The organism is Enterococcus sp. AAFC-DPL-6103 (genome assembly GCF_058216595.1).
On the sequence record NZ_CM177102.1, the window covers coordinates 342613 to 368095 of the forward strand.

Below are 25483 nucleotides of genomic sequence, written 5' to 3' on the forward strand. Positions count from 1 at the left end.
CAATCTTTAAGAGGGAATTTACTTTTGTAAATTCCCTCCTTTTTTTTAATTTTTTTAAAATCATATACAATTCACTCAATTACATATTATTAGAAAACGATTATAAAATCGTCTTATTTTTAGTTTACAGAATTAAAGAACAGGTGTAATGTAGGGCTCGACAAAATTTAAATATTTTTTTAGGAGGGTTTCACATGAGTGAATCATTGTCAAATGATCTAAACCTGAATGCACTATTCATTGGTGACAAAGCGGAGAACGGCCAAATCTATAAAGCTTTGTTAAATGAGTTAGTTGATGAACATTTGGGATGGCGTCAAAACTACATGCCTCAAGACATGCCTATTATTACGCCGGAAGAAAAAAGTAGTGCTAGTTTCGAGCACACTGTAAATAAAACGAAAGACGTTTTATCAGAAATTTCAGCACGTATGCGTACTCATTCTGTTCCTTGGCACAATGCCGGACGTTATTGGGGACACATGAACTCTGAAACATTAATGCCATCTTTACTAGCGTACAATTTCGCAATGTTATGGAATGGTAATAACGTTGCCTACGAATCTTCTCCAGCAACAAGTCAAATGGAAGAAGAAGTAGGACATGAATTTGCAAAATTAATGAGCTATGAAGATGGCTGGGGACACATTGTTGCCGACGGTTCTTTAGCAAACTTAGAAGGTCTTTGGTATGCTCGTAATATCAAATCTTTACCTCTTGCAATGCAAGAAGTAACACCTGAATTAGTTGCTGGTAAGAGTGATTGGGAATTGATGAACATGTCAACAGAAGAAATCATGAATCTGTTAGATAGTGTCCCAGAAAAAATTGATGATATCAAAGCTCATTCAGCACGTAGTGGTAAACATTTAACAAAATTAGGTAAATGGTTAGTACCACAAACAAAACACTACTCATGGCTAAAAGCAGCCGATATCATTGGTGTTGGTTTAGATCAAGTTATTCCAGTACCAGTTGATCATAACTATCGTATGGATATCAACGAATTAGAAAAAATCGTTCGTGAACTAGCTGCTGAAAAAACACCTATCTTGGGTGTAGTCGGAGTTGTTGGTTCAACTGAAGAAGGCGCAATCGATAGCATCGATAAAATTGTTGCTTTACGTCGTGTTCTAGAAAAAGAAGGAATTTACTTCTACTTGCACGTAGATGCTGCTTATGGTGGTTATGGCCGCGCAATTTTCTTAGACGAAGACAACAACTTTATTCCTTTTGAAGAATTAAAAGATGTTCATGCGAAACATCATGTCTTTACTGAAAACAAAAATTATCTTTTAGAAGAAGTTCATCATGCATATGAAGCAATTTCTGAAGCTGAATCTGTAACAATTGACCCACACAAAATGGGATATGTACCTTATTCAGCTGGTGGGATCGTTATTAAAGATATCCGCATGAGAGACGTTATTTCTTACTTTGCTACTTACGTATTTGAAAAAGGAGCAGATATCCCTGCTTTACTTGGTGCGTACATTCTTGAAGGTTCAAAAGCTGGAGCAACTGCTGCGAGTGTTTGGGCTGCTCATCATGTATTACCATTGAACGTAACTGGTTACGGAAAATTAATGGGTGCATCAATCGAAGGTGCACATCGTTTCTTCAATTTCCTAAACAACTTGTCATTTAAAGTTGGTGACAAAGAAATCGAAGTTCATCCATTGACTTATCCAGACTTCAACATGGTTGATTATGTATTCAAAGAAAAAGGAAACGATGACCTAGTTTCTATGAATAAATTGAACCATGACGTATATGACTACTCTTCATATGTGAAAGGTAGCATTTATGGAAATGAATTCTTAACTTCACATACTGATTTTGCTATTCCTGATTACGGTAACAGCCCATTACAATTTGTGAACCAATTAGGCTTCTCAGATGATGAATGGAACCGTGCTGGAAAAGTAACAGTTCTACGTGCAAGTGTAATGACACCATATATGAATAAAGCAGAAAACTTTGAAGAATATGCTGAAAAAATTAAAGCTGCTCTTCAAGAAAAATTGGAAAAAATCTACGCAGACCAATTATTGGCAAGCGAAGCAAAATAATTTAATCGAGATGGAGTACCCGTTTATTTCGTGAAGGTAGGAGAAGTCTGGGAATGATTGCCCAGGCTTCGCTTCTCCATTTCTTAGTTTTGAGGACGTCTTTGGAGCATTGTCGTTTAAGCGATAGGCTAAAGCATGAAACCGAACTTTGAATCGATGGAATTACTTTTGTTTATTGCTAACTTAGATTGCTTCAAAGACACTATTTTATCCAACAAATCAAGGAGAGTGTCAACCGTGAGTGAATCTAAAGTAAGTAAGATGGGTCTTGGAACCTTTATTGGTCTGACAATGGCACTGTGTGCTACAGTTCGGAGTATTCCGACTTTGGCAGCAGTAGGTTGGACGTTAATTTTTTATTCGATTTTTGCAGTTTTATTTTTTGCTGGCCCGATCTCAATGGTTTCTGGTGAACTTTCAACAATGCTTCCTCAAGAAGGTGGCCCACAGTTATGGGTAAAAACAGCTTTGGGTAGCAAGTGGGGATTTGTCGTTGCTTGGTTGCTATGGGTTCAAATGTTCCCTGGTATGGTAATGGTCGCTTCAACATTAGGCCCATTGCTTGGAAATACCTTTGGAAATGTTGAACTAGGAAATAACCATTGGTTCGTATTAGCTTGTATTTTAGTTATTTATTGGATTATTACTTTATTGAATTTAAAATTTGATATGGCAAAAGTTGGCGGAAATATTGGTGTTTGGTTGGGTGTATACATTCCCGTTGTCATTATGTTTGTGCTTGGTTTATTGGCAGCATTTAAAGTTGGCTTGGTTTCAAACGGCTATTTAGGTGCATTTTCTTGGTCAAAAGCTTTCCCAGACTTAGAACACGTGGAATCATTAAAATATCTAGCTGGTATCACTTTTATTTTTGTTGGGATTGAAATGAGCTCGGTTTATATGCCTCGCTTGAAAGATGCAACGAAAAACTATACTAAAGGTGTATTCATTGCCTTGATTGGTCTAGTTTTATTGAATGTCATCAATGCGATGTTAGTTGCTAACGTTGTTCCGAATGGAAAAATGGAATTGGCTAACATCACACAACCAATCTTGATTGATTGCCAAATTTTAGGTTTACCAGAAGTTATCGGAAATATTTTTAGTTTCATGGTCTTCATTGGTGTATTGTTACAGCTATCTGCTTGGGTTACTGGACCATCAAAAACCATCATCCAAGTGGCCAGAGAAGGCTTCTTACCACCAAAATTTGGTTTCCATAAAGAAAACAAATATGGTGTTTCTAAAAATGTCGTGTTAACACAATCTATTGTTATTTCATTGTTTGCGCTACTTTATGGTGTAATGGATGACGTTAGTGCGGTTTTCTTGACATTAACAAATGCAACTACAGTCATTTACTGTATTGTTTATGTGTTGATTGCTATTTCTTTACTTGAAATGAGAAAAAAACATCCAGAATTGAACCGACCTTATCGTATTGGTAAATCAGGAAACTTCTTTGCTTGGGTTATTAGTTGCATGTTGATTTTCTCAATCGTTGTCGTTGTTTTTGCTACATTAGGAACAGCAACAATGAGTGATGCATTACTTGTAACAGCTATCGCAGTTGTTATGTTTGTAATCCCATTGATCATCAACCATTTCAAGAAAGATTCTTGGAATACTGCAGTTGAAGCAAGTTTAGAAGAAAATTTAGATGAATACTCTGATCAAGTGACAAATAGTCACTAATCCAGATTGTCCTACCAAGAGAATAATATTTTCGAGGTGGGACTTTTTTCATGAAAAAAATAATGGAGAAGTGAGAACAAGTGAATAAAAAAAGTTCGATTAAAGAAAGTATCGCTGTCTTGGTGGTACTATTAGCGATATTAGGTATTTTGATTATTGGGTTTCATTTAACACCACACATCCCAATTTTAATCGTTTTTATGGGTTTGTTATTTTATGGTAAATTTAGAGGTTTTACTTGGGATGATATCCATGCAGGGATCGTCCAAGGAATCACACCGGGAATTATCCCAATTTTGATTTTTTTGCTGATTGGCGTGTTAGTCGCTTCGTGGATTTTAGCCGGAACGATTCCAACAATTATGGTTTATGGTTTTCAATTGATTTCTATCCGTTTCTTTTTACCCACAGCGTTTTTAGTTTGTACGATTGTAGGGATTACGGTAGGGAGTTCATTTACGACGATTTCGACAATTGGAATTGCCTTTTTAGGAATCGGTCATCTACTAGGCTTTTCTGATGCCATGACAACAGGTGCTGTAGTTTCTGGAGCTTTTCTTGGAAACAACTGTTCACCGTTATCTGATACCACGAATTTAGCAGCTGGAATTGGTGGGGTAAATTTATTCGATCACATTGCAGCAATGCGTTATACGGATTTACCAGCTTTTATTGTGTCTTTAATCTTGTATACACTATTAGGTCAAAATAGCCATTCGGCCGATTTATCAAATATTACTGGGATGATCGATAAGATGCAGGCAAACTTTTGGATATCCCCTTGGACGTTGATCCCATTAGTTATTTTATTTGGTGGTGCCATCAAAAAAATTCCAGCTATTCCAACTTTATTAGTGGGTTCTTCAACAGCAGTTGTATTGGCATTTATTCATCAAAAAATAACGATTCAAAAAGTCGCTGATATCTTGATGAATGGTTATCTTGCTCAAACTTCAGATGAAAAGTTGAATACATTGCTTTCTCGAGGAGGAATCATGAGTATGCTTGGTTCGGCCAGTTTGATTCTGTTAGCTTTGGCATTAGGTGGTTTATTGATCAAATATGAAATTGTTGGGACAATTGTTCAAAAGCTACGCGAAAAAATGGATCGGCCTTCACGTTTGATTGGCTTCACTGCATTAAGTAGTATCGGAATTAATTTGATTGTTGGTGAACAATATCTATCAATTATTTTGCCAGGAGAAACCTTTAAAGGGTCGTTTGAGCAAACTGGCTTACGTAAGACTTATTTGACGCGCACGCTAGCTGATGCGGGTGCTGCGGTCAATTCTTTAGTTCCGTGGGGAGTTAGCGGGACGTTTATTATGGGAACCATGAAAGTCAGTGCATTACAATATTTACCATTTGCTTATTTTCCATTGTTTGCGCCAATATTTACAATAGTAATTGGTTTTCTTTTGAATAAGAAAATTAAATTGGAAAAATAAAAATAATCGGCACTGAGACAAGAACATGTTTCAATGCCGATTATTCTTATTGAATAGATAAATGAGAACTTAACCATTTTTGTTATAGCGAAGTAAAAAAAGTGATAGCACCTAGAAAGATTCCGGGCACATTGGCTATGATGATTGGCCAATCTTTTTCTTTTTTTAACGTACCGTAAATTGTCCAGATGATACAGTTGACCATTGCTACTAATGGTTGGATAGGATTGCCTTTTGAACCCGCTAGATTATCCATGATTTGTGGGATATAGGAAACATACATCATCACTGAAAGAATCGATGCGATACGTCCGATATGCCCAATAATTTTTTCTCTTTTTTCTTCGTTTTCCATATAAACACTCCTTAATTTTCACAATCGTTCTATCTAACAGTATAGAGTTTCTTGTGATAATCGTCTAACTAAAAGAAATCGACTGTTATTAAACAGAATAAAAAGCGTTAGGATGAATGCCCTAACGCTTTTTTCTTTGCTCAATTATGTGGTTATTTCGGCTAATGGAATGACTGTCTCTCTTTTAATTAATTTATGAGGAATGACCATACGAACACCACTACTTAATTCGTCATGGATAATTTCTCGTAGCTTCTGCATAGCCATTCTACCTAATTCTGAAATATCGATATCAATACTTGTTAGGTAAGGGTGCGTTAATGTTGAAAAAATTGAATTATTAAAACTTATTACTGACAAATCATCAGGAATAGTGTAGCCATACATTTCTGCAAGCTGCATCGTACGCAGTGCAAAAATATCATCAATGACAACCAAGGCAGTGGCTCTCGTTGTTGTTAATGTATCATTAAAAGTTAGATAGTCTTCTGGATTTTCTAAGACAATACTAGGGAAAGTGGGTAATTGATTGAGCATCAGTGCTTTTTGGTAACCAAAATAACGCTCGAAGTATAAACTTTCATGCGTAGTATTTGTAACGAATAAAATATTTTGATGCCCATTTTGGATTAAAAACTCGGTTGCCTGTTTCCCAAGTAATTGATTGTCGTTATCGACATAAACAATATCATTTTCATGTTGATAAGGTTGACCAATCAAGGTGAACGGAATCTGATTTTTATATAAATAATCAATTACTGGATCAGCGCTATCTGAATAAACGAGAATAAAGCCGTCGACCTGTTTTTGTAGGTGCATGCGTTTGACGTTCTCAAGCAAAAGCTCAAAGCTTTTAGCCGTTGCAATCGCTGTCGTCATATCATAAAGTCGAGCTTCGTCGTTGATTGCTTCCATGATTTCAAGGTAGAACGGATTACCAAGTCTTTCTTTAGAATCTAGTGGGGGCAAAATAACGCCTACGGCATTCGATGTCCGCTTTCCGAGATTTCTGGCAGTCATGTTTGGAACGTAGCCAAGGTCATCCATTACTTTTCGAACTTTTTTCTTGGTTGTTTCCGAGATGCTTGGATGATCGTTGATTACACGCGAAACAGTTGAAGTAGCAACGCCTGCTTTTTTTGCGACATCTTTTACAGTGATAGCCATTATTTGCCACGCCTTTCTTGTGATTATGAAGTAGTCATGAATTGATAAGTTGTTTGGGTGATACGTTCTTGTCCAGGATGCAGTGTAATCGAACCCCATTCTGGAAAGTGAACGATGTCGGGTACTTCCTGTGGTTCAATAGCTAATCCGTAGTTTGAATGCATTTTCTGACCATTCAATGTAAAATCAGCATCAAACCCAGTCGTAGAAAATAATACCACACTTTTATTAGAAGTTGCCACAGACATCTGTCTACCTGACTCTTTTTCTTCCAGAAGAAGTGAAGGTTTAGTTACTTTAGGATAACGTAATAAAAAAACATCATCTAAACCAAGTGGATAAGCATCGAGAATTTGTTTTATCGAGTTCGTTTTTTTGAAGTTTATACGTAAGTCGTTTTCTTCGAGCAAGTTTCCTGTAGGTAATTTCTCAGAATCTAGCTCCAACATTCCCAACGTATTTAAGGTCAAAGAATGCGTTAAAATATCCCTTTGTCCGTTCCCTGAAAGATTGAAATACGCATGGTTGGTCGGATTCGTAATAGTAGTCACGTTGCTAGTTGCTTTAGTGGTCATTTGAAGCTGGTTATTTTGTAAACGGTACGTTATGGTAGCTTTTATCGGGCCTGGATAACCAGAAAATGTATCTTTTAAATAAAAGACAACGCCGATTGCATCTGGTTCTTCAAAAATTTCGATTTCCCAATATTGAAAAGACCAGCCGTTTGTTCCACCATGAATGTGATGTATGCCATTGTTTTTTTCCAGCTGATGATTTTTCCATTTGCCGTCGCGGATCCTCCCCGCGACAGGGCCGACAGTTGCACCAAAAAAACTTTTGTCAGTTAAAACATCTTCGTAATTATCATAACTTAGTAAGATATTTTCAACGTTTCCATCTTTGTCAGGTGCAAATAGTTGATGAAGACGAGCGCCATAATTGAGAAGAACGACTGTTAAAAAGTCGTTCTTCAAAGTGATTTTTTTTAAATTATGAGTAATTGGTGTAACGAGGATATGCGGTTTATTCATGTTCATGCCACACTTCTTTAAGGTAGGCTAGCGTTAACGCAGTTGTGTCAGAAACGATTGGGATGTTTTCACCAAGGTCTTTTTTTTGACCGACGCCTACAGGTTGAGCACCACTTGCCATGATTGCTTGGATTCCGGCACGTGCGTCTTCAATACCGATGCAGTCTTTTGATGTTAAACCTATTTCTTTAGCAGCTAGCAGAAAAATATCCGGCGCTGGCTTACCATGAGCAATTTTCGCAGGGTCCGCGAGTGCATCGAAATAAGAAGTTAAGTTCATTTTTTGAAGTAGAAAAGGCCCATTTTTACTTGCGGAAGCAAGAGCAATTTTCAGGTTGGCTGCTTTCAAATCTGTAAGTAGTTCTAAAATTCCTGGGTAAACATCTCTGGGAGTGATTGCTTGAATCATTTCCAAGTAATAATCATTTTTTCTTTGAGCTAGCTCAGCAAATTCTTCAGCTGTAAAATCGTTCTCTTTATTTCCATAACGTAGCATTAAAGATAAAGAATCTTCACGGCTAACACCTTTCAATTGTTCGTTGAATCGGCGATCAATTGTAATACCGATTTCTTCACCAAGTTTTTTCCAAGCGTGGTAGTGATATTCAGCTGTATCAGTAATAACACCATCTAGGTCAAATAGAACGCCCTTAAACATAGTCATCTTCCTTTCTAAGCGGTAGAGATAATGTATTTGCTAATTCATAGGTCCGGTTATAGACAACGAAACTGAAAGGTTCACCTTCTAATAAAGTGAAAGTGACTTGATCACTTTCAACAACAACAGAAATCAAACGATTCCGATAGTTGATATGGAAAGAATAGGCTTCCCAAGTTTTAGGTAAAAATGGTGCAAAACTTAATGTTTCCTGGTCTGTTTTCATTTGCGCAAAACCTTGAACGATGGCTAGCCAGCTACCAGTCATTGAAGTAATGTGAAGTCCATCTTCGGTATCGTTGTTATAATTATCCAAATCTAAACGTGCAGTACGTTGATACATTTCAACCGCCTTTTCTTCCATACCTAACTCTGCAGCCAAAATGGCATGGATACTTGGAGAAAGGGAAGACTCGTGAACGGTCATTGGTTCGTAAAAATCAAAGTTACGACGCTTTTCTTCAGTTGTGAATTGGTCATTGAAGAAGTAGATTCCTTGTAAAACATCCGCCTGTTTGATGAAACAAGAACGCAAAATTTTATCCCAAGACCAATGTTGATTCAAAGGTAGATCACTTGGAGAAAGATTTGCTACTGGTTGTAGATCTTTATCTAAGAAAGTATCATGTTGTACAAAAATTCCTAATTCTTGATCTATTGGGAAGTACATATTTGCGGCGATTTCTGTCCATTTCGCTAATTCTTCGTCTGAAATTTTGACAGTTGCCTCTTTTTTGAACTCAGAATATTTTTCAGCTGTATAACGTAAAACCCAAGCAGCAATCGTGTTCGTATACCAATTGTTATTGATATTATTTTCATATTCATTTGGTCCAGTAACTCCATGAATCATATATTTATTTTGTCGTTTGGAAAAATGAACGCGATCTGCCCAGAAACGTGCGATCTCAGTCAAGACTTCCAGACCTTCTTTTTTCAAGTATTCTTGATCGCCAGTGTAATTTGTATAGTTATAGATGGCATAAGCAATCGCGCCATTTCGATGGATCTCTTCAAAAGTAATTTCCCATTCATTATGGCATTCAATACCTGTGAAGGTAACCATTGGATAAAGTGCGCCTTTTAGTCCTTGTTGTTGTGCGTTGTGAATGGCTTGTGGTAATTGGTTGTGGCGGTATTTTAAAAGATTTTTTGTTACTTCTGGTTTGGCTAAAGCTAGATAAAGTGGTACGGCATAAGCTTCTGTGTCCCAATAAGTTGCGCCACCATATTTTTCACCAGTAAATCCTTTTGGTCCAATGTTCAATCGTTGATCTTCTCCATAATAAGTTGAGAATAGCTGGAAAAGATTGAAGCGAATTCCTTGTTGCGCTTCATCATCACCTTTGATGATAACATCCGCCAATTCCCAACGTTTTGCCCAAGCTGCTGTTTGATCTGCTTTTTCTTGTGCATATGTTTGATCAAGCTGATTAAGCATCTCCATTGCTTGTTGAACTTGTTTTTCTTTTTCAACATCACGGCTAGTTAAAACAACGACTTCCTTATCAATCGTAAATGATTCACCAGCTTGTAAAGTCTTGGTAAATGTTGCAGATAAAGTCAATTCAGTTTCTTCATATGTTGGTACGGCTAGTTTACCGTCGATTAAATGGCGAACGGCAGAAGTAACGGCAAAAGTTTCAATTCCAAAGTTATTAGGGATTGTTTCAGTAGTTAAATAGCCGATACCATCTTTTGAACCAACGGCGATCGGTAGCCAAAAATGTTCTTCATAATTGCTGTCCTCATTTTGAACATCCCCGTCTAATTTTGAACGAAGATCAATTGTGCCTGTGCCTTCAAGCATTTCGACAGTTAAGTGGATAAATGCAGATTCTTTTTTAGAAATACTTAGAAAACGCTCAAAAGAAAAGCGTACTTTATTTGTGTCAGTAGTGATTGTAAATTGGCGTGATAATAGTCCGTTCCTCATATCTAATTCTAGATAAAAATTTTCTGGCTGGTGCGTTGCTAAGTCGACTGGTTGCTCATCGATAAATAAATCCATCGCGATAAAGTTCACCGCATTGATCACTTTACCAAAGTATTCTGGATAGCCGTTTTTCCACCAGCCAACTCGAGTTTTGTCTGGATACCAAACACCTGCAAGATAAGTTCCTTGATGGTGATCGCCAGAATAACTTTCTTCAAAGTTACCACGCATACCCATGTAGCCATTTCCGATACTTGTAAGGGATTCTTGTAGGCGTAGTTCATTTTTATTAAGTTGATTTGTTTTGATTTTCCATGGATCGATTTGAAAAAGACGTTTGATTTGTTTCATGATTTGCCTCCTAGTGAATTCATATTGATACGTTTATAATAAACGCAACCGATTGCGTTAGTCAATAAAAATAATTCAAGAAATCTTTTTATTTTGACTGAAGGATGATAAAAAGGATTAAATACTGATTGTTGTTGCTTTTCAAAAACTAACGTGATGTACAGAGAAAAATCAATATAAGAAGTAGGGAAAATTTTTTTGTCGTTGATTAAAAATAAAGCATTTACAAAAAATAAAACCCAAGCTATAATGACAATATAGCGAAACCGATTGCGTAAAGGAGAGAGAGCATGAAGAAATTATTTAGTTTTGAATTTTGGCAAAAATTCGGAAAAGCATTAATGGTTGTTGTTGCAGTTATGCCAGCTGCAGGGTTAATGATTAGTATTGGGAAATCACTGCCACTGATCAATCCAGATTTTGCACCGTTAGTTACAACAGGTGGTGTAGTTGAGAGCATTGGTTGGGCAATTATTGGTAATCTACATCTTTTATTTGCACTGGCTATTGGAGGCAGTTGGGCAAAAGATCGTGCAGGAGGAGCATTTGCTGCAGGGATCTCATTTGTATTAATCAATCGAATCACTGGAGCGATTTTTGGTGTTACTGCGGATATGTTAGCGAATGAAGAAGCATTTACGCATACCTTATTTGGTACGAAAATCATGGTTAAAGGATTCTTTACTAGTGTTTTAGAATCACCTGCTTTAAACATGGGCGTTTTTGTTGGGATTATCGCCGGATTTGTTGGGGCGATGGCTTACAATAAATATTACAATTATCGAAAATTACCTGATGCATTATCATTTTTCAATGGGAAACGTTTTGTACCATTTGTTGTAATTTTATGGTCTACAATTGTTGCTTTGATTCTTGCTATTGTGTGGCCAAATATCCAAGCAGGAATCAATAACTTTGGTTTATGGATCGCTCAATCACAAGATAGTGCACCAATTTTAGCACCGTTCTTATACGGAACACTTGAACGCTTACTTTTACCTTTTGGGTTGCATCATATGTTAACGATTCCAATCAACTACACACAATTGGGTGGAACGTATGAAATTCTATCTGGTGCACAAGCTGGAACACAAGTATTTGGTCAAGATCCATTATGGCTTGCTTGGGCAACAGACTTGGTTAATCTTAAAGGTGCTGGCGACACATCACAATATGCCTTTGTATTGGAAAACTGGACACCTGCACGTTTTAAAGTTGGACAAATGATTGGTTCGTCTGGTATTTTAATGGGCTTAGCTTTAGCAATGTATCGTAATGTGGATGCTGACAAACGTTCAAAATATAAATCAATGTATTTCTCAGCAGCGTTGGCAGTTTTCTTGACAGGTGTGACAGAACCTCTTGAGTTTATGTTTATGTTTGCAGCAATGCCATTATATATCGTGTATTCTTTTATCCAAGGGGCAGCTTTTGCAATGGCAGATATCTTACCATTACGAGTACACTCTTTTGGGAATATTGAATTATTGACACGAACACCACTAGCTATCAAAGCCGGTTTAGGTGGCGATTTACTTAACTTTGTTCTGTGTGTTGTAGTATTTGGTGTAGGAACTTATTTCTTATCAAACTTTTTAATCAAAAAATTCAATTTTGCGACACCTGGACGTAATGGAAACTATGATAATGATGGTGGCGATGCAACAGAGACAACAAATGATGGTGAAGGCGTAGCAAGTGAACAAGTTATTCAAATTATTCATTTATTAGGTGGTAAAGAAAATATTAGTGAAGTAGACGCGTGTATGACTCGTTTACGTGTGAGCGTCAATGATCGTGAAAAGGTCGGTACAGAAGATGCTTGGAAACGTGCTGGAGCAATGGGGTTGATTGTAAAAGATAATGGGGTGCAAGCTGTTTATGGACCAAAAGCGGATGTTTTGAAATCTGATATTGAAGATTTGTTGCAATCTGGTGCAGCTATTCCCTTGCCAAAAAATAACCTAGTAAGTTCAACAGAATCACAAACGACATTTTTAGGCAAAGAACAAGCGATTCATGCGGTAACAACAGGAAAGTTGATTGCACTTGAAGATGTTGATGATCCTGTGTTCGCACAAAAAATGATGGGTGAAGGATTAGCGATTGTCCCAACTCAAGAGACAGTGGTAGCACCAGTTGATGCGAAGATTATTAGTATTTTCCCAAGCAAGCATGCGATGGGCTTACAAACGGTAGATGGCATTGAAATTTTGATCCATATGGGAATCGATACGGTTGAGTTAACGGAATCGGCTTTTGAAGTTTTTGTTAAAGAAGGGCAAATAGTTACTGCAGGAACAAAACTTGCATCTATGAATTTAAATGTTATCGAAAAAGCTGGTAAAGAAACAACGATTATGGTTATTTTCACGAACAGTGATAAGGTTGAAACATTAGAAATCCCACGGTTTGGAAATGTGCAAGAGAATGAAGTCATTGGAACTATCCACATTTAAATTGAATACTTGTGAAATGAAAAAGGGGTCAGATAAATGAATTTGCTCACACTAAATACACATAGTTGGCTAGAAGATGAGGCGGAACGGAAGTTACAACAATTAGTTGAGAAAATTGTGGAAGCAGACTATGATATCATTGCATTGCAAGAAGTGAATCAACTAGTGGAGTCAGCTGTTGTTTCTCAGAGTGACCTTGTTAATTTTTGTTCAGTAAGTGGACAAAAAAGTATCCATGAAGATAATTTTGCCTATTGTTTAATCAAAAAATTAGCAATGGAAGGACGCTCCTATTATTGGAGTTGGGACATGAGTCATATTGGCTATGATATTTACGAAGAAGGAAATGCGCTACTTTCAAAAAATCCTTTGACAAGTGAGGCAATGATCGTATCTGAAACAAGTAACTATCAAGATTATCGAACGAGAAAGTTACTAATTGGCAATACGTTATTCCAAGGAAAAGAAATTTGTGTTGTAAGTACTCACTTTTCTTGGTGGCAGGATAAAAATTCCGGTTTTGCTTTTGAATGGCAACAGCTAGAACAACGATTATTAACGGAGAATAAGCCGCTTTTCTTACTTGGGGATTTTAATAATCCAGCGCAAGAAGCAGGTTACTTACTTGTTGAAAAAAGTCCACTTGCAATAATAGACAGCTATTCCATAGCGAAAACAAAGAATGGTGAAGCAACAGTAGAGCAAGCAATCGATGGGTGGAAAGAGAATACTCGGAAATTAAGAATTGATTATATTTTTGTTCCAGAAACTAGTATTGTTTATTCCCATCAAATTGTATTTGATGGAGAAAATGCTCCAATCATTAGTGATCACTTTGGAATTGAGATAGAAATCGCTAAATTTTAAACAAATACATGGTTGATGAAAAGATGACCAACTATTATGAAAACTACCGACTAGAAAATTTTAGTCGGTAGTTTTTTGTGATATTTTATTCATGATAACTGATTTTTCAAAAGACATTTATAGAGTGCAAAAATATGAATCATCTATAAACATAAAGATATTTCTTTTTTTGTGCATATGGATAAGTTTAATCTATAAAATGGAATACAGAGGTAAGCGCTCATTGTTGGAAAATACGTAGGACTCATGAATGCCAAATATCTCAATTTTTCTAGATCGTCCATAATTCATAAGAGATTCTATTGTTTTAACATTGGCAATATTTATTCTAAATAATAATGATTTTTTTCAAGTGAATACTAGTAGTCAACTAAAAAGAGGACAAGAATTTGAATGAAGAGGAGCTTTCATAAATCGGAAGAAGAGACATAGTGAATGCATGACCGATTGATTGCTACAGATACAAAAGGTAAAGTAAAATTTTATGTTCTGAAAACAGAAGAAACGATTGATGAATCATCTGAAGAGAACAAGGTAGAACAGAGTTCAGCTAGTTACCCGTCATCTAGTAAAGAAAAGTTGGTTGAAAGCGTAGAGAATCAATTCTTGGTATCTCTTGGAGAAAATGTTTATGTTGAATTGGTCGTGGCAGAAATCATCTTGATTATTATCACAGTTTTACTTGTTTTGGGAAAGAAACGAAGAAAGTAAACTAAAAGCTCATTCATCCACCTCTCGTTTCAGAATGAAAGAACTACTGTCACCTTTAAATGGTTCCTTTTTACTAAGTTAGATAATTTAAACAACAAGTCCCCTTACGGTGGTTGAGAAACATAACCATAAGGGGACTTGTTGAACTTATATGTGTGAATGACTTCTTGTTGAAGGGGACAATAACTACTTGAATAATTCCTTTTTTTTGCGCCAAAGCGTATATTTTTCATAAATAGGAGACAAAAATAGAATTCCCCAAGCGACAAGACAGATGACAAGAGAAACATAAAAATAGAACGGTGGAGAATAATGAATCGTCACTTTGTTAATACCTTTGTGCTGCTTGATAATGGGCGTGCCAATATCAGTTAATTGATAGTCTGTGATCGTATGGCCATTTCGAACTAATCTTGTTCGATCATAGACAATAATTGGTAGTTTGACTGTTTCGGTTCCCGTATTTTTCCATTTAACAGTTAAATCACCTTTTGAATAACTCTTGATATATTTTGTTTCATTATCTAGAATATCTTGGCTATAACGATCATATTTATTTGCAGTTGTTGCTTGATAGATTGGTAGATAATCTGGTGTTGTTTTTTGAAAAGCAAACAAACTGGTTGCTAAATCTTTATTAAAAAATGTTTTTCTCGTGTCGGCTTGATTCTCAAATAAATAAGTATGTCTGCTGACAAATTTTGTTTGTTCCCACTGAGCTAAGTGGCTAGAGAGAGTTTGGACAGTTTGACCAGTACAAATAATCACTATAAATATACCGATTATCTTCAGCCATTTCTGAGAATGCCAATGGCTGGAGACCAATGCAAAGAGTAGCAAAAATAGTAGCGTGAAAGGCACAAAAAAACGAAAAGGAAATTGAATCAAACGAACAAAAGGGACACCTTTTGCTACCAATGTCGTCCAAGGCACCAAACTGGTTGAGAGAAGCAAGAAGAACAAGCTTGTTCCAAAGAGTAATTTCTCAAAGAGTGTTAGCTTTTTCCGGAATAAAATTAATAACAGAACGCCTATAGCTAAAATAATAGGAAAGATTCCTGGATAGCGTAGCCAATAACTTCCACCGAGATCAATCGCTTTTTCGCTCATGTTTTTATTAACGAATGGTGCTAAAATTTCATTTCCAGTATAGACAATTAGTAAACTAGCCCAAACGTTTGCAGTCAGGCAGAGGTAAAGTAAAATTGATTTTCCAAGTTGTAGTAATTGGCTTCCACGATTTGTTTGCGAAAAAAAGAAAGTGATATAAAAAGGTACATACATTAAAATAAGCATGATAGTTGAAAGTAAATGAATCTGGGTCATTATAGCTATAGAAACTGCTACTTTTTTCAAAGGAAACCTTTTGTTAACGACAAAATCAACGATGGGGAGTAAACACAAAGGAAAAAACGCGGTTCCCCAGCTAGTAAATCCTTGATTGATTGCCCAATATTGTATGGAATAAGTACTCATAAAAATGACAGCAATCGGTATAGCAATCGAATCTTGGACTTTCGCATACTTCAATAAAACAATCATAGAGCAACCAGCTATCAAGTATAAAAGAAAATTAGAAAGTATTTGGTAATGAAACCAACTACCAGAGATCAGGACAAGTAGCCCTTGAAAATAAGCAAAAAATGGACCGTAAACAGCATTGACAATCCGACCACTTTGCTGGAAACCATAAATGGAAGTAAAGTAATGAAAGTTGTGATTTTTAATTTGCTGAGCTGTTTCGTAAAAGCGATTATAATGAAAAGAAGCATCTGCGCCAAGGATCAGTTTATGTGTAAATAAATGTGGAAGAACAAAAATAAGTGCAATCAAACTAATCACCATAAAAGGTCTGATTTTTTTCAAATAGAAAGCTCCTTTCAATTGGATGAATTAGTTATATGATAAAGCCAATTGAAAACGGAGGCAAGAATTTTGAAAGAAAATTGAAATTTCTTTCTATTATTGAAAAAGGTTACTAACTATGTAATGATAAATGAAAAGGGTACCAAAGGAGGGCGGACATATGAAAAATGAAAAGCCATTTAAAAGGAAACAAAAGATTAGAACATTATTGTTAAAAATAACATTGTTATTCGTAATCCTCCTAGGATTACTGATTGCACTCTATCCTTTTTATGTTGATTCGCTGAATGGATTGATTGATCAAAAAAGAATTGAGCAGGCGCAGAAGAAATCAGTTGAAGAAACTGCTTCTTTACAACAAAAAATGACAATGGAAAATGAACGCTTACGAAAAAATGGGCTCAATCCTGGTTCTGACCCTTTTAATGATGAAAAAAAGGGAGAAATTGTGCAGGCTGAATTAATTGGTAGCATCAATATTCCTAAAATCAATATCCATTTACCACTTTATGATGAAACAACTACTGATGTTTTAGAAATCGGTGCAGGCGTTTTACAAGGGACATCTTTTCCTACCGGTGGGAAATCGACGCATTCTGTTATTTCGGCACATTCGGGTTTACCCAATCGTCTGTTCTTTACTGATTTAGAAGAAATGAAAATTGGGGATCAGTTTATTTTGACAGTCTTAGATAAAAAATTAGCTTACCAAGTCGAGAACATTGAGGTGGTGACACCAGATGATACTTCTTCATTATCGATTCAAGAAGACAGAGATCTAGTTACATTGTTAACTTGTACACCATACATGGTTAATTCTCACCGTTTATTGGTTACGGGTTACCGTATTCCTTATAATGAATCCGTAAAAGTGAGTGAAATAAAAGGAAATCAATGGCGAATTTTGCGTTATGTTTTGATTTTGATTGGTGTGATTGTTGCCACACTATTTTTGATTTATTTGGTGTATCGTTTGATTTATCATCATCAATTAAGTCAAAAAACATTTGATTTTTCTTTTATTATACGTAACACATCCGAATTACCAGTAATAGGATCAACTTTTCGCTTAATGCAAAAAGGACGATTGGTTTTTAGAGAGGGTGAACCGATTGAATCAACAAGTAATCAGTTTGGTAAAGTAGAATTTAAACAATTGCCAGGCGGACAATATCAATTAGTTGATGTATCCCATAACAACGTCAAGATTAAGTTTGGTGTGAAAAAGAAAAAAGAGTCAGCTATGTTATTTATTAGTAGAAGAAAAAGAGTGAAACAACTAATAGTTGATAATCGAAAATTTATTGTTGAATAGAATCAAAAAAATGGGACAAATGATGCGTACATTGTTTGTTCCAGTTTTTTTGTAAAAAATCTACTTTTTTGACACACAAAAATGAAAAAAGGCGTAACTACATGATGAAAGGAATTAAAATTGTTTGTTTGAGTGATCAGAGGAGGAAATGCATTTGATGGGATATGTGGTAGGAATTGATTTGGGGACTAGTTCACTAAAAGGAATCGTGACTAATAGAAGTGGAGAGGTCGTAGCCTGTGCAAGTGAGAGTTATTCTTTTTTTCAGGAAAAGACTGGCTGGAGTGAGCAAAATCCAGATGATTGGTTCCTTGCTTTACAAAAAGTATTAAGAAGGTTTGTAGTGGAGATAGCAGATTTCAGTGAAAATCTAAAAGGAATAAGTTTTTCGGGGCAAATGCATAGTCTAGTTTTATTAGATGAACAAAAGCAGGTATTACGTCCAGCTATTTTGTGGAATGATGTTCGTACAAGTCTGGAGTGTGAACAGATTAAGGAAAGTTGTGGAGACCAGCTTTTAGAAATTACAAAAAACCAAGTTGTGGAAGGCTTTACTCTCCCAAAAATATTGTGGGTAAAGAAAAATGAACCAGAAATATGGTCGAAAGTTCGCCATATTTTATTACCTAAAGATTATTTGAGATATCGTTTGACTGGAAAAATAAACATGGATTTTTCAGATGCAGCAGGAACTTTGTTGTTGGATTTTGAACAACGATCTTGGTCAGAAGAAATTGCTGAAATCTTCGGCATTCCATCAATATATTTCCCGCCATTAGTCGAATCGACAAAGTGTGTAGGGATGTTGCTGCTTGAGTCTTTAGACGATGTGAGAATCAATCAAAAAGTAAAAGTTATGGCTGGAGCGGCAGACAATGCTTGTGCAGCGCTAAGTGCGGGGATTTTTTCTTCAGAAAAAGGGTTAGTGAGTATCGGTACTTCAGGTGTATTTTTGACTTGTGGTAAGAGTCAAAAACAAACTACTGGAAAACTTCATTGGTTTGATCATGCAGTTTCTGATAGCTATTATTTGATGGGTGTCACCTTGGCAGCAGGATATAGTTTGCAGTGGATGAAGCAAACATTTGCTCAAGAGAAGAGTTTTTCAGAAGCGCTATCTGAAATTGAACAGATTTCGCCAGGAGCGAATGGCTTGCTCTTTACACCATATATCATAGGAGAAAGGACACCTCATTCTGATGGCCACATTAGAGGGAGTTTTTTAGGGATTGATACGAAACATACATTTCCACATTTTATGCGTGCAGTGGTTGAAGGAATCACTTTTTCCTTGAAAGACATTCAATTATTGCTCGAAGAGATGCTACAACAAACATTTACTCAAGTTATTTCCGTTGGTGGAGGTGCAAAAAATAAAGAATGGGCACAAATCCAAGCTGATGTTTTTGATGTAGACATTTTTGGTCTGGCTGTTGAAGAAGGACCAAGTATGGGTGCTGCGATGATTGCGGCAGTAGGAGTCGGATAGTTTGATTCACTGGAAAATTGTACAGAAATTTTGTTAGTTATCATAAAGTAGCAACGCCAAATACTGATAATGTTCGAGTATATCAAAAAATTTATTCAATTTATCAACAAGTTTATGGACAGACGAAGGAACTGAGTCACCAGTTACGTGTATTTGATGAGGAAAAAGGGGGAAAAGAGTAAAAAAAGAACCACTCACTTATTCTCAAAATAAATTGAGTCGAGGAAGAAAATGAGTGTTCCAAATTATTGAAATTTATTTTGAGTGGATAAGACTAAGCTTCTCTGACTAATTTCTTAATATCTACATTCTCGGCTATAGGGACGATTTTATACGTTAATTCATCTGTTTTATCATCATGAATAATGTAAATTTGGGAATCATCTTCTTTGAAATCTCCAAAAGAAATTGCTGTGTAGCGCTGATCGAACAACTCGATTTCTTTGATACATTTTGAAAAAACTTTGCGAACATGGTGCATTTTTTGGATATGAGCAGTTGCTTTTTCAACAGCTTTTGTCAACGTATATCCTTCGTCCAGATACTGTTTGATGATTTCAACCTTAACAACTGTAGGCAATCGATACTTTCTTGGTCCGTTGGAATCGGTTTCGACAGATTGAATAAAACCTTTCTTTTCCCAATAACGCAATTGACGTGGAGAAACACCAACAAGTTCACTAAGTTCACTGATACCAACAAGCAAATGATCATTTTTTAATAGTTCTTTGAGGTGGTTATGAATCACTTTTGTCACTCCTTTTGACCTTCTTCTTTCTTTAATTATACTTTTGTTGACTTTTGTGTCAAGTAGGTTGACAAACTATCTGATTAGGAATAAAGTATTCTAGTGATTTCGCAAAAATAATTAGAAAGAAGGAGACACATGAGTAAAAAACAGCCCGTAGATATTTACGGCAAACCATATAACCGCTCATTACTAGTGGTTGTTTTACTAATTGGTACCTTTTGTACCGTATTGAATCAAACGCTGTTGACAACAGCTTTTCCTACGTTAATGAAAGCTTTTGATATCACAGCTTCAGATGTGCAGTGGTTAACAACAGGATTTTTATTAGTGAATGGGATCATGATCCCTATTACAGCTTGGTTGATTAACAAGTTCAGCTCACGCAGTTTATATCTTTCAGCAATGACGGTATTTTTAATTGGAACAATTACTTGCTATATCGCACCTAATTTTTCTACCTTATTGATTGGCCGTTTGATTCAAGCTGCAGGTGTTGGTGTTTCAATGCCATTATTGCAAAATATTATGTTATCGATATTCCCACCAGAAAAAAGAGGTTCTGCGATGGGAATGTCTGGAATTGTGATTGGACTTGCACCAGCATTAGGCCCAACGTTATCTGGTTACATCATTGATAATTATCAATGGCGTGATTTGTTTGGGATGATTATTCCAATCGTTGTATTAGTTTTAGTGTTGGCAATCTTCTTGATGAAGAGCGTGATTCCGTTGTCAAATCCAAGTATTGATTTACTTTCAGCAATATTATCAACAATCGGATTTGGTAGCTTACTTTATGGATTTTCTAGTGTAGGCAACGAAGGTTGGGGAAGTGTCCAAGTAATTGGCTTCTTGATTGTTGGGGTTCTTTTTATTATCTTATTCTCATTACGTCAGTTGCGTCTAGAACATCCTTTCTTGGAACTTCGGGTCTTTAAATCAACAACATTTACTATTGCAGCTATTTTAGCTGGAGTAACCAATATGGCGATGGTTGGCGCGGAAATGGTTGTTCCTTTGTATATTCAAAATATTCGTGGAGAGTCAGCCTTTCATTCAGGATTGATGTTACTTCCAGGTGCATTGATCATGGGGGCAATGATGCCAATCACTGGGATGATTTTTGACAAACATGGTGCAAAACGTTTAGCTATTACAGGTATGTTTATTTTAACTGCCGCTACTGCACCATTTGCATTTTTAACAGAAACAACACCAGTCGTTTATATCGTGCTTTTATACGCGATTCGGATGTTTGGGATCTCAATGGTTATGATGCCAGTTACAACTTCAGGTATGAATGCTTTACCAAATAATTTGATTAGTCATGGTACGGCGGTCAATAATACTTTCCGTCAAATTGCTAGTTCAATCGGTACGGCAATTTTGATTAGTGTATTGACCAATGTTACAAAAGACAATTTACCTGACAAAGAAATATTAAAAGCAACACCATTGGCTTATAAAGACCAAGCAATCAATGCAACTTTATCTGGCTATCATGCTGCATTTGTAGTAGCGATTATTTTTGGGATCATTGGCTTTGTTATTGCTTTCTTCTTAAAGAAAAAAGAACCACTTAAAGAACTTTCAGTGAAGGGGGATCAAGCATGATAATTGGTATTTTGATTATTAGTTTAGTTGCCTTTGCTTTGATTAATGTTTTTGCCAAAAAAGCATGGCAAACAGTCCTTTCATTGATCTTTGGTGCCGTTTTTGTTGGAGCTTTAGGATTGATTGTAGCGAATATTTCTAACCATTTTGGGATGGAAAGAGTGACGGAAATAACAACGAAAAAAATCGTTTCTAGCGCTGATTCAGGTGCCAATCTGTTACTTTATAAAGAACTTGGTGATGGAACTGAAAAGATTTACTTGTATAAGACCAAAGAAAGTCAGAAAAAACCAACAGCTACTGGAACTGACAATGTAACGAACAAAGTGGAGTCAACTACTGGAGCTGCAGAAAAAGTCACAAAAACGACTTATTGGGTATACAAGAATGATCATTATAAATTTTGGTTTAATATAGCTGATAATAATCATGAGTTTGATAAACGTGTGAATACATTTAAATTACCAAAGGACTGGATTACTTTAAATACAGATCAAGCAGAAAAATTAGCAAAACTTTCCAAAGAACGTCAAAGTACTATGGAAAGTGAAGCAAAAGCTTATGTACAGGACGGCTTAAAGCAAGCAATGATGGAGAATCCACAAATGAGTCAATCTGAGCAAGAAGCGCTAATCAAAAAATTAACAGCTGCTTATCAACAAGAAGCGTTTACCAAATTGATTCAAGAAGTGAAAGAAAAATAGATGCTAGAAACAGTTGTTTGACCAACTGTTTGAAAAATAGACTAGGACCTGTAAAGGTTCTAGTCTATTTTTTTTGAATGATTGTAGGAACATTTCTAACATGTTAAACTGGCGGGGGATAGCGCTTTCTTTTTGTGGCATGGGAGATATCTTAAAAAGGATTGGAGGAGTAGAAATGAAAGAGCAAGTACCGAAAGCAATAAAAGTGGAAAATGTAGCCAATATTTTGAAAGTAGATTTTGATAATGGTCAGACAAAATACTTAAAATCACACTGGGTTGAAGACCTCGGAGATGCATTCAAATTAAACAGCAAAGGAGCACGCAAAAATCTTTTAGGAATGCCAGCAAATATGTGGATTGGAAGTAAAACTGAAATTGAATTAGATGGAACGGTCGTGCTGAACGAAACCGATCGATATACTTCAGAAGAACTTTGGTATAAGGGACAAGATAGTATACCAAAGCTGTAAGTAGCTAAAACGGAAATAAAAAGCAGCTGAAATCATTAGTGATTTTAGCTGCTTTTTTGTTTATAAATATAAATTTATTCAGCGCGTAAAGCAATAGCGGCATCTTTTTTCGCTGCCATACGAGCTGGAATGTGTCCACCAAGCATTGTTAAAATAGTTGAAACCACTACTAAAATCAATGCGTGAACAGGGTTTAATTGAGCGACATTTTTCAAATCAGTCATACTATATAAGATACTGTTGATTGGAAATGTAGCTAACCAAGCAATTAAGATTCCTAAAATACCAGAAGAAATTCCTAAAATGCAAGTTTCAGCATCAAAAACTCGAGTAATATCTTTTTTACGAGCACCCAAAGCTTTCAATACACCAATTTCTTTTGTTCGTTCAATTACTGAAGTATAGGTGATGATACTAATCATGATCATACTTGTCACCAGTGAAATACCTGCAAAAGCGACTAATACGTAAGTGATGGCATCCATCAATCCACCAGTTAATTCAGTCATTGTACCTGCGAGGTCAGAATAAATGATTTTATCTTCTTCTGATTTGCCTTTGTTGTAGTCATCCAGATAATCAAGGACTTTATCTTTGTCTTCAAAATTATTTGGATAAATCATAATACTTGAAGGCAAGCTATCACCACCAAGGTAACTAATAAATGTTTCTTTGGCAGAAGCATCTAGTTTTTCAGTGGTCATCACATTGGTGTCACTATCTCTTTGTGCCTTAACGATTTCAGAATCCTTGTTTTTGTCAACAATTTGTGTTGTTAACTGGTCGCTGTAAGCAATACCTGGAGATAAAAGATTCATTGTTGAAGATGATTTCACACGCAAAATACCTGCTATTTTTAATTCTTCAGTCGAGTCATTGTACATTTTGTCGTAGTCAGAATTTGGAATAAATGTTCCAGTTGGCAATTGTGAGTAATAGTCATTATTGTTCACTAATTTTAAAGTAGTACCAATAATTTGATCAAAATCAAATTTTTGATCTTCTTTTACATCAAAACCAAGATTTTTTAGTGCGTTGATATTCGTATTATTGTTTCCATCGACAATCAGAACTACATCAGTTGTTGCACTTGGATAACTACCAGCAAGTAGTGAATAGTTATCTTTTAAAAAGTTTCCTTTATCAGCTGCTAATTGTGTTGGGAAAGTTGAGACACCGACACCTGTCATGGAAGCCATTGTGCTTGAAAAAGAAAGAGCGTCGTTATCAGGACTCGCATTGGAGAAGCTTACTGGTTGAGCTTTTCCATCAATTTCACGAAGCAGATTGATTCCCGTTGATCGAGTAAAGCCAATATTATTACTTAAATCAGGATCAATATCATTTACATAATCGACATATTTTTGATCAATTTTGTTTGTGTGTTGTGCCTTATCTTCATCACTAGTTTTAGCGGTGATTGTTTTTTTATTTGGGTAGTCCGCTTTACTTGCACCAAGTGCGGCAGAGTTATTTGTTTGACTAGTTGTCACTTTTGAAATTGTGATTGGGAATTTTGACATTGTTTCTGATTGTGTACTATCAATTTGTTTTTGGAACCCTGTAGACAAGGCTAAGACGATCGCAATCCCGATAATTCCGATACTTGATGCAAAAGAGGTTAAGAACGTTCGTCCTTTTTTTGTTCGGATATTATTGAAAGAAAGTTTTAGAGCTGTCCAAAAACTCATTTTCGTACGGCGCAAATTGAACTGATCATTTTTTGGTCGCTCGATATGTGGATGAGAGTCTGCTAAAATTTTTCCGTCTGAAAATTCAATAATTCGATCAGCATATTGGTTAGCTAGTTCAGGATTATGCGTGACCATGATGACTAATTTCTCTTTAGAAAGTTCTCGAATCAATTCCATAATTTGAATACTTGTTTCGGTATCTAATGCTCCAGTTGGTTCGTCGCATAATAGAATATCTGGGTTGTTTGCTAAAGCACGGGCAATTGCGACACGTTGCATTTGTCCACCAGAAAGTTGATTTGGTTTTTTGTGCATATGGGCAGAAAGTCCAACACGATTTAAAGCTTCTTCTGCTTTTTTTCGCTTTTCTTCTTTAGGAACCCCACTTAAGGTCATTCCAAGTTCCACATTTTCAATAATTCCTAGATGTCCAATCAAGTTGTAGCTTTGGAAAACAAAGCCAATCGAATTATTACGATAGGCATCCCAGTCGCTATCTTTAAAATCTTTTGTTGATTTTCCGTTGATGACCATGTCGCCTGAATCATAGTTATCTAACCCGCCGATAACGTTTAGCATAGTTGTTTTCCCAGAACCACTTGGACCAAGAATTGCGACGAATTCTTTTTGTCTAAAAGCAACGGAAACGCCATCTAATGCTTTAGTTGTCGTTTCGCCAACTTTATAATACTTTTTAATATCCTTTAGTTGTAGCATCTTCATCCTTCTCTCATTAAAAATATTCTGTATAATAACAACTATAACAGAATGATAGTGAAAGTATAACGAATGAATGTTAACTGAATATGAACTGAGTGAAACATTCAA

Annotated in this window: 18 protein-coding genes and 1 pseudogene; 11 read left to right on the forward strand and 8 right to left on the reverse strand. The window is 36.0% G+C overall.

The annotated features are described in order from the left end of the window. Nucleotides 1–194 precede the first annotated feature (194 nt). From tdc to nhaC, 3 genes are all read left to right on the forward strand, one after another. Nucleotides 195–2072, forward strand: a complete 1878-nt coding sequence (tdc, locus tag AC4BC3_RS01690; protein WP_206899346.1) for a tyrosine decarboxylase — start codon at nt 195–197, stop codon at nt 2070–2072. A 237-nt stretch (nt 2073–2309) separates the two neighbouring features. Then, nucleotides 2310–3767, forward strand: coding sequence for a tyrosine-tyramine antiporter (gene tyrP / locus AC4BC3_RS01695; RefSeq protein WP_206911091.1), 1458 nt, complete (start codon nt 2310–2312; stop codon nt 3765–3767). 80 nt (nt 3768–3847) lie between these two features. Further along, complete coding sequence (gene nhaC, locus AC4BC3_RS01700; RefSeq protein ID WP_490466800.1) at nt 3848–5215, forward strand: Na+/H+ antiporter NhaC; 1368 nt, start codon at nt 3848–3850, stop codon at nt 5213–5215. An 82-nt stretch (nt 5216–5297) separates the two neighbouring features. Here the strand turns inward: nhaC and AC4BC3_RS01705 are convergent, their stop codons facing one another. The 5 genes from AC4BC3_RS01705 to AC4BC3_RS01725 form a co-directional block, all read right to left on the reverse strand. Then, a complete protein-coding gene (locus AC4BC3_RS01705; protein ID WP_490466801.1) occupies nt 5298–5570 on the reverse strand; it encodes a SemiSWEET family transporter in 273 nt (90 codons plus the stop codon). 144 nt (nt 5571–5714) lie between these two features. Next, nucleotides 5715–6737: a LacI family DNA-binding transcriptional regulator gene (locus AC4BC3_RS01710; protein WP_206911086.1), complete on the reverse strand. Its 1023-nt coding sequence runs from the start codon at nt 6735–6737 to the stop codon at nt 5715–5717. Between the two features lie 23 nt (nt 6738–6760). Beyond that, on the reverse strand, nt 6761–7768 hold the full coding sequence (locus AC4BC3_RS01715; RefSeq protein WP_490467273.1) for an aldose epimerase family protein: 1008 nt from the start codon (nt 7766–7768) through the stop codon (nt 6761–6763). Next, on the reverse strand, nt 7761–8426 hold the full coding sequence (gene pgmB, locus AC4BC3_RS01720) for a beta-phosphoglucomutase (RefSeq protein ID WP_206911084.1): 666 nt from the start codon (nt 8424–8426) through the stop codon (nt 7761–7763). The genes AC4BC3_RS01715 and pgmB overlap by 8 nt, the downstream gene beginning before the upstream one ends. Then, the gene (locus tag AC4BC3_RS01725) at nt 8419–10713 is read right to left on the reverse strand and encodes a glycoside hydrolase family 65 protein (RefSeq protein ID WP_490466802.1); all 2295 of its coding nucleotides are present in this window, start codon (nt 10711–10713) and stop codon (nt 8419–8421) included. The genes pgmB and AC4BC3_RS01725 overlap by 8 nt, the downstream gene beginning before the upstream one ends. A gap of 290 nt (nt 10714–11003) precedes the next feature. On the opposite strand from AC4BC3_RS01725, the gene AC4BC3_RS01730 reads away from it, so the two are divergent. The 3 genes from AC4BC3_RS01730 to AC4BC3_RS01740 all read left to right on the forward strand — a co-directional run bounded on the left by AC4BC3_RS01730 (nt 11004) and on the right by AC4BC3_RS01740 (nt 14750). Next, entirely contained in the window at nt 11004–13172 is a 2169-nt protein-coding gene (locus AC4BC3_RS01730) for a PTS transporter subunit IIBC (protein ID WP_490466803.1), read from the forward strand. 36 nt (nt 13173–13208) lie between these two features. Continuing rightward, nucleotides 13209–14039, forward strand: a complete 831-nt coding sequence (locus AC4BC3_RS01735) for an endonuclease/exonuclease/phosphatase family protein (protein ID WP_490466804.1) — start codon at nt 13209–13211, stop codon at nt 14037–14039. Between the two features lie 435 nt (nt 14040–14474). Further along, nucleotides 14475–14750 (forward strand): hypothetical protein, encoded by a 276-nt coding sequence (locus tag AC4BC3_RS01740; protein ID WP_206910982.1) that lies wholly within the window; start codon nt 14475–14477, stop codon nt 14748–14750. Between the two features lie 186 nt (nt 14751–14936). Here AC4BC3_RS01740 and AC4BC3_RS01745 read toward each other — a convergent pair whose 3' ends face one another. Further along, a complete protein-coding gene (locus AC4BC3_RS01745) occupies nt 14937–16616 on the reverse strand; it encodes a hypothetical protein (RefSeq protein ID WP_490466805.1) in 1680 nt (559 codons plus the stop codon). A gap of 160 nt (nt 16617–16776) precedes the next feature. Between AC4BC3_RS01745 and AC4BC3_RS01750 the strand changes: the two genes are divergently transcribed. Further along, complete coding sequence (locus tag AC4BC3_RS01750; RefSeq protein ID WP_490466806.1) at nt 16777–17931, forward strand: class C sortase; 1155 nt, start codon at nt 16777–16779, stop codon at nt 17929–17931. 157 nt (nt 17932–18088) lie between these two features. Then, a pseudogene (xylB, locus tag AC4BC3_RS01755) lies at nt 18089–19602 on the forward strand (xylulokinase). Between the two features lie 92 nt (nt 19603–19694). On the opposite strand, the gene AC4BC3_RS01760 reads toward xylB, so the two are convergent. Further along, nucleotides 19695–20168, reverse strand: a complete 474-nt coding sequence (locus tag AC4BC3_RS01760; RefSeq protein WP_206910986.1) for a MerR family transcriptional regulator — start codon at nt 20166–20168, stop codon at nt 19695–19697. A 138-nt stretch (nt 20169–20306) separates the two neighbouring features. On the opposite strand from AC4BC3_RS01760, the gene AC4BC3_RS01765 reads away from it, so the two are divergent. The 3 genes from AC4BC3_RS01765 (at nt 20307) to AC4BC3_RS01775 (ending at nt 22961) form a co-directional block, all read left to right on the forward strand. Next, nucleotides 20307–21785, forward strand: coding sequence for an MDR family MFS transporter (locus AC4BC3_RS01765; protein ID WP_206910976.1), 1479 nt, complete (start codon nt 20307–20309; stop codon nt 21783–21785). Further along, the gene (locus tag AC4BC3_RS01770) at nt 21782–22489 is read left to right on the forward strand and encodes a DUF4811 domain-containing protein (protein WP_490466807.1); all 708 of its coding nucleotides are present in this window, start codon (nt 21782–21784) and stop codon (nt 22487–22489) included. The genes AC4BC3_RS01765 and AC4BC3_RS01770 overlap by 4 nt, the downstream gene beginning before the upstream one ends. Nucleotides 22490–22589: 100 nt before the next feature. Next, nucleotides 22590–22961, forward strand: a complete 372-nt coding sequence (locus tag AC4BC3_RS01775; RefSeq protein ID WP_490466808.1) for a hypothetical protein — start codon at nt 22590–22592, stop codon at nt 22959–22961. Nucleotides 22962–23035: 74 nt separating this feature from the next. Here the strand turns inward: AC4BC3_RS01775 and AC4BC3_RS01780 are convergent, their stop codons facing one another. Then, nucleotides 23036–25372, reverse strand: a complete 2337-nt coding sequence (locus tag AC4BC3_RS01780) for an ABC transporter ATP-binding protein/permease (RefSeq protein WP_490466809.1) — start codon at nt 25370–25372, stop codon at nt 23036–23038. Nucleotides 25373–25483: the final 111 nt, after the last annotated feature.

Bases quoted from the DNA above. Each gene is read 5' to 3' on its own strand.
- tdc (WP_206899346.1), top strand. From the start codon at position 195: ATGAGTGAATCATTGTCAAATGATCTAAACCTGAATGCACTATTCATT.
- AC4BC3_RS01715 (WP_490467273.1), bottom strand. From the start codon at position 7,768: ATGAATAAACCGCATATCCTCGTTACACCAATTACTCATAATTTAAAA.
- AC4BC3_RS01770 (WP_490466807.1), top strand. From the start codon at position 21,782: ATGATAATTGGTATTTTGATTATTAGTTTAGTTGCCTTTGCTTTGATT.
- AC4BC3_RS01710 (WP_206911086.1), bottom strand. From the start codon at position 6,737: ATGGCTATCACTGTAAAAGATGTCGCAAAAAAAGCAGGCGTTGCTACT.
- AC4BC3_RS01765 (WP_206910976.1), top strand. From the start codon at position 20,307: ATGAGTAAAAAACAGCCCGTAGATATTTACGGCAAACCATATAACCGC.
- AC4BC3_RS01780 (WP_490466809.1), bottom strand. From the start codon at position 25,372: ATGCTACAACTAAAGGATATTAAAAAGTATTATAAAGTTGGCGAAACG.
- pgmB (WP_206911084.1), bottom strand. From the start codon at position 8,426: ATGTTTAAGGGCGTTCTATTTGACCTAGATGGTGTTATTACTGATACA.
- AC4BC3_RS01725 (WP_490466802.1), bottom strand. From the start codon at position 10,713: ATGAAACAAATCAAACGTCTTTTTCAAATCGATCCATGGAAAATCAAA.
- AC4BC3_RS01750 (WP_490466806.1), top strand. From the start codon at position 16,777: ATGAAAAATGAAAAGCCATTTAAAAGGAAACAAAAGATTAGAACATTA.
- AC4BC3_RS01735 (WP_490466804.1), top strand. From the start codon at position 13,209: ATGAATTTGCTCACACTAAATACACATAGTTGGCTAGAAGATGAGGCG.
- AC4BC3_RS01775 (WP_490466808.1), top strand. From the start codon at position 22,590: ATGTTAAACTGGCGGGGGATAGCGCTTTCTTTTTGTGGCATGGGAGAT.
- AC4BC3_RS01740 (WP_206910982.1), top strand. From the start codon at position 14,475: ATGCATGACCGATTGATTGCTACAGATACAAAAGGTAAAGTAAAATTT.
- AC4BC3_RS01730 (WP_490466803.1), top strand. From the start codon at position 11,004: ATGAAGAAATTATTTAGTTTTGAATTTTGGCAAAAATTCGGAAAAGCA.
- AC4BC3_RS01705 (WP_490466801.1), bottom strand. From the start codon at position 5,570: ATGGAAAACGAAGAAAAAAGAGAAAAAATTATTGGGCATATCGGACGT.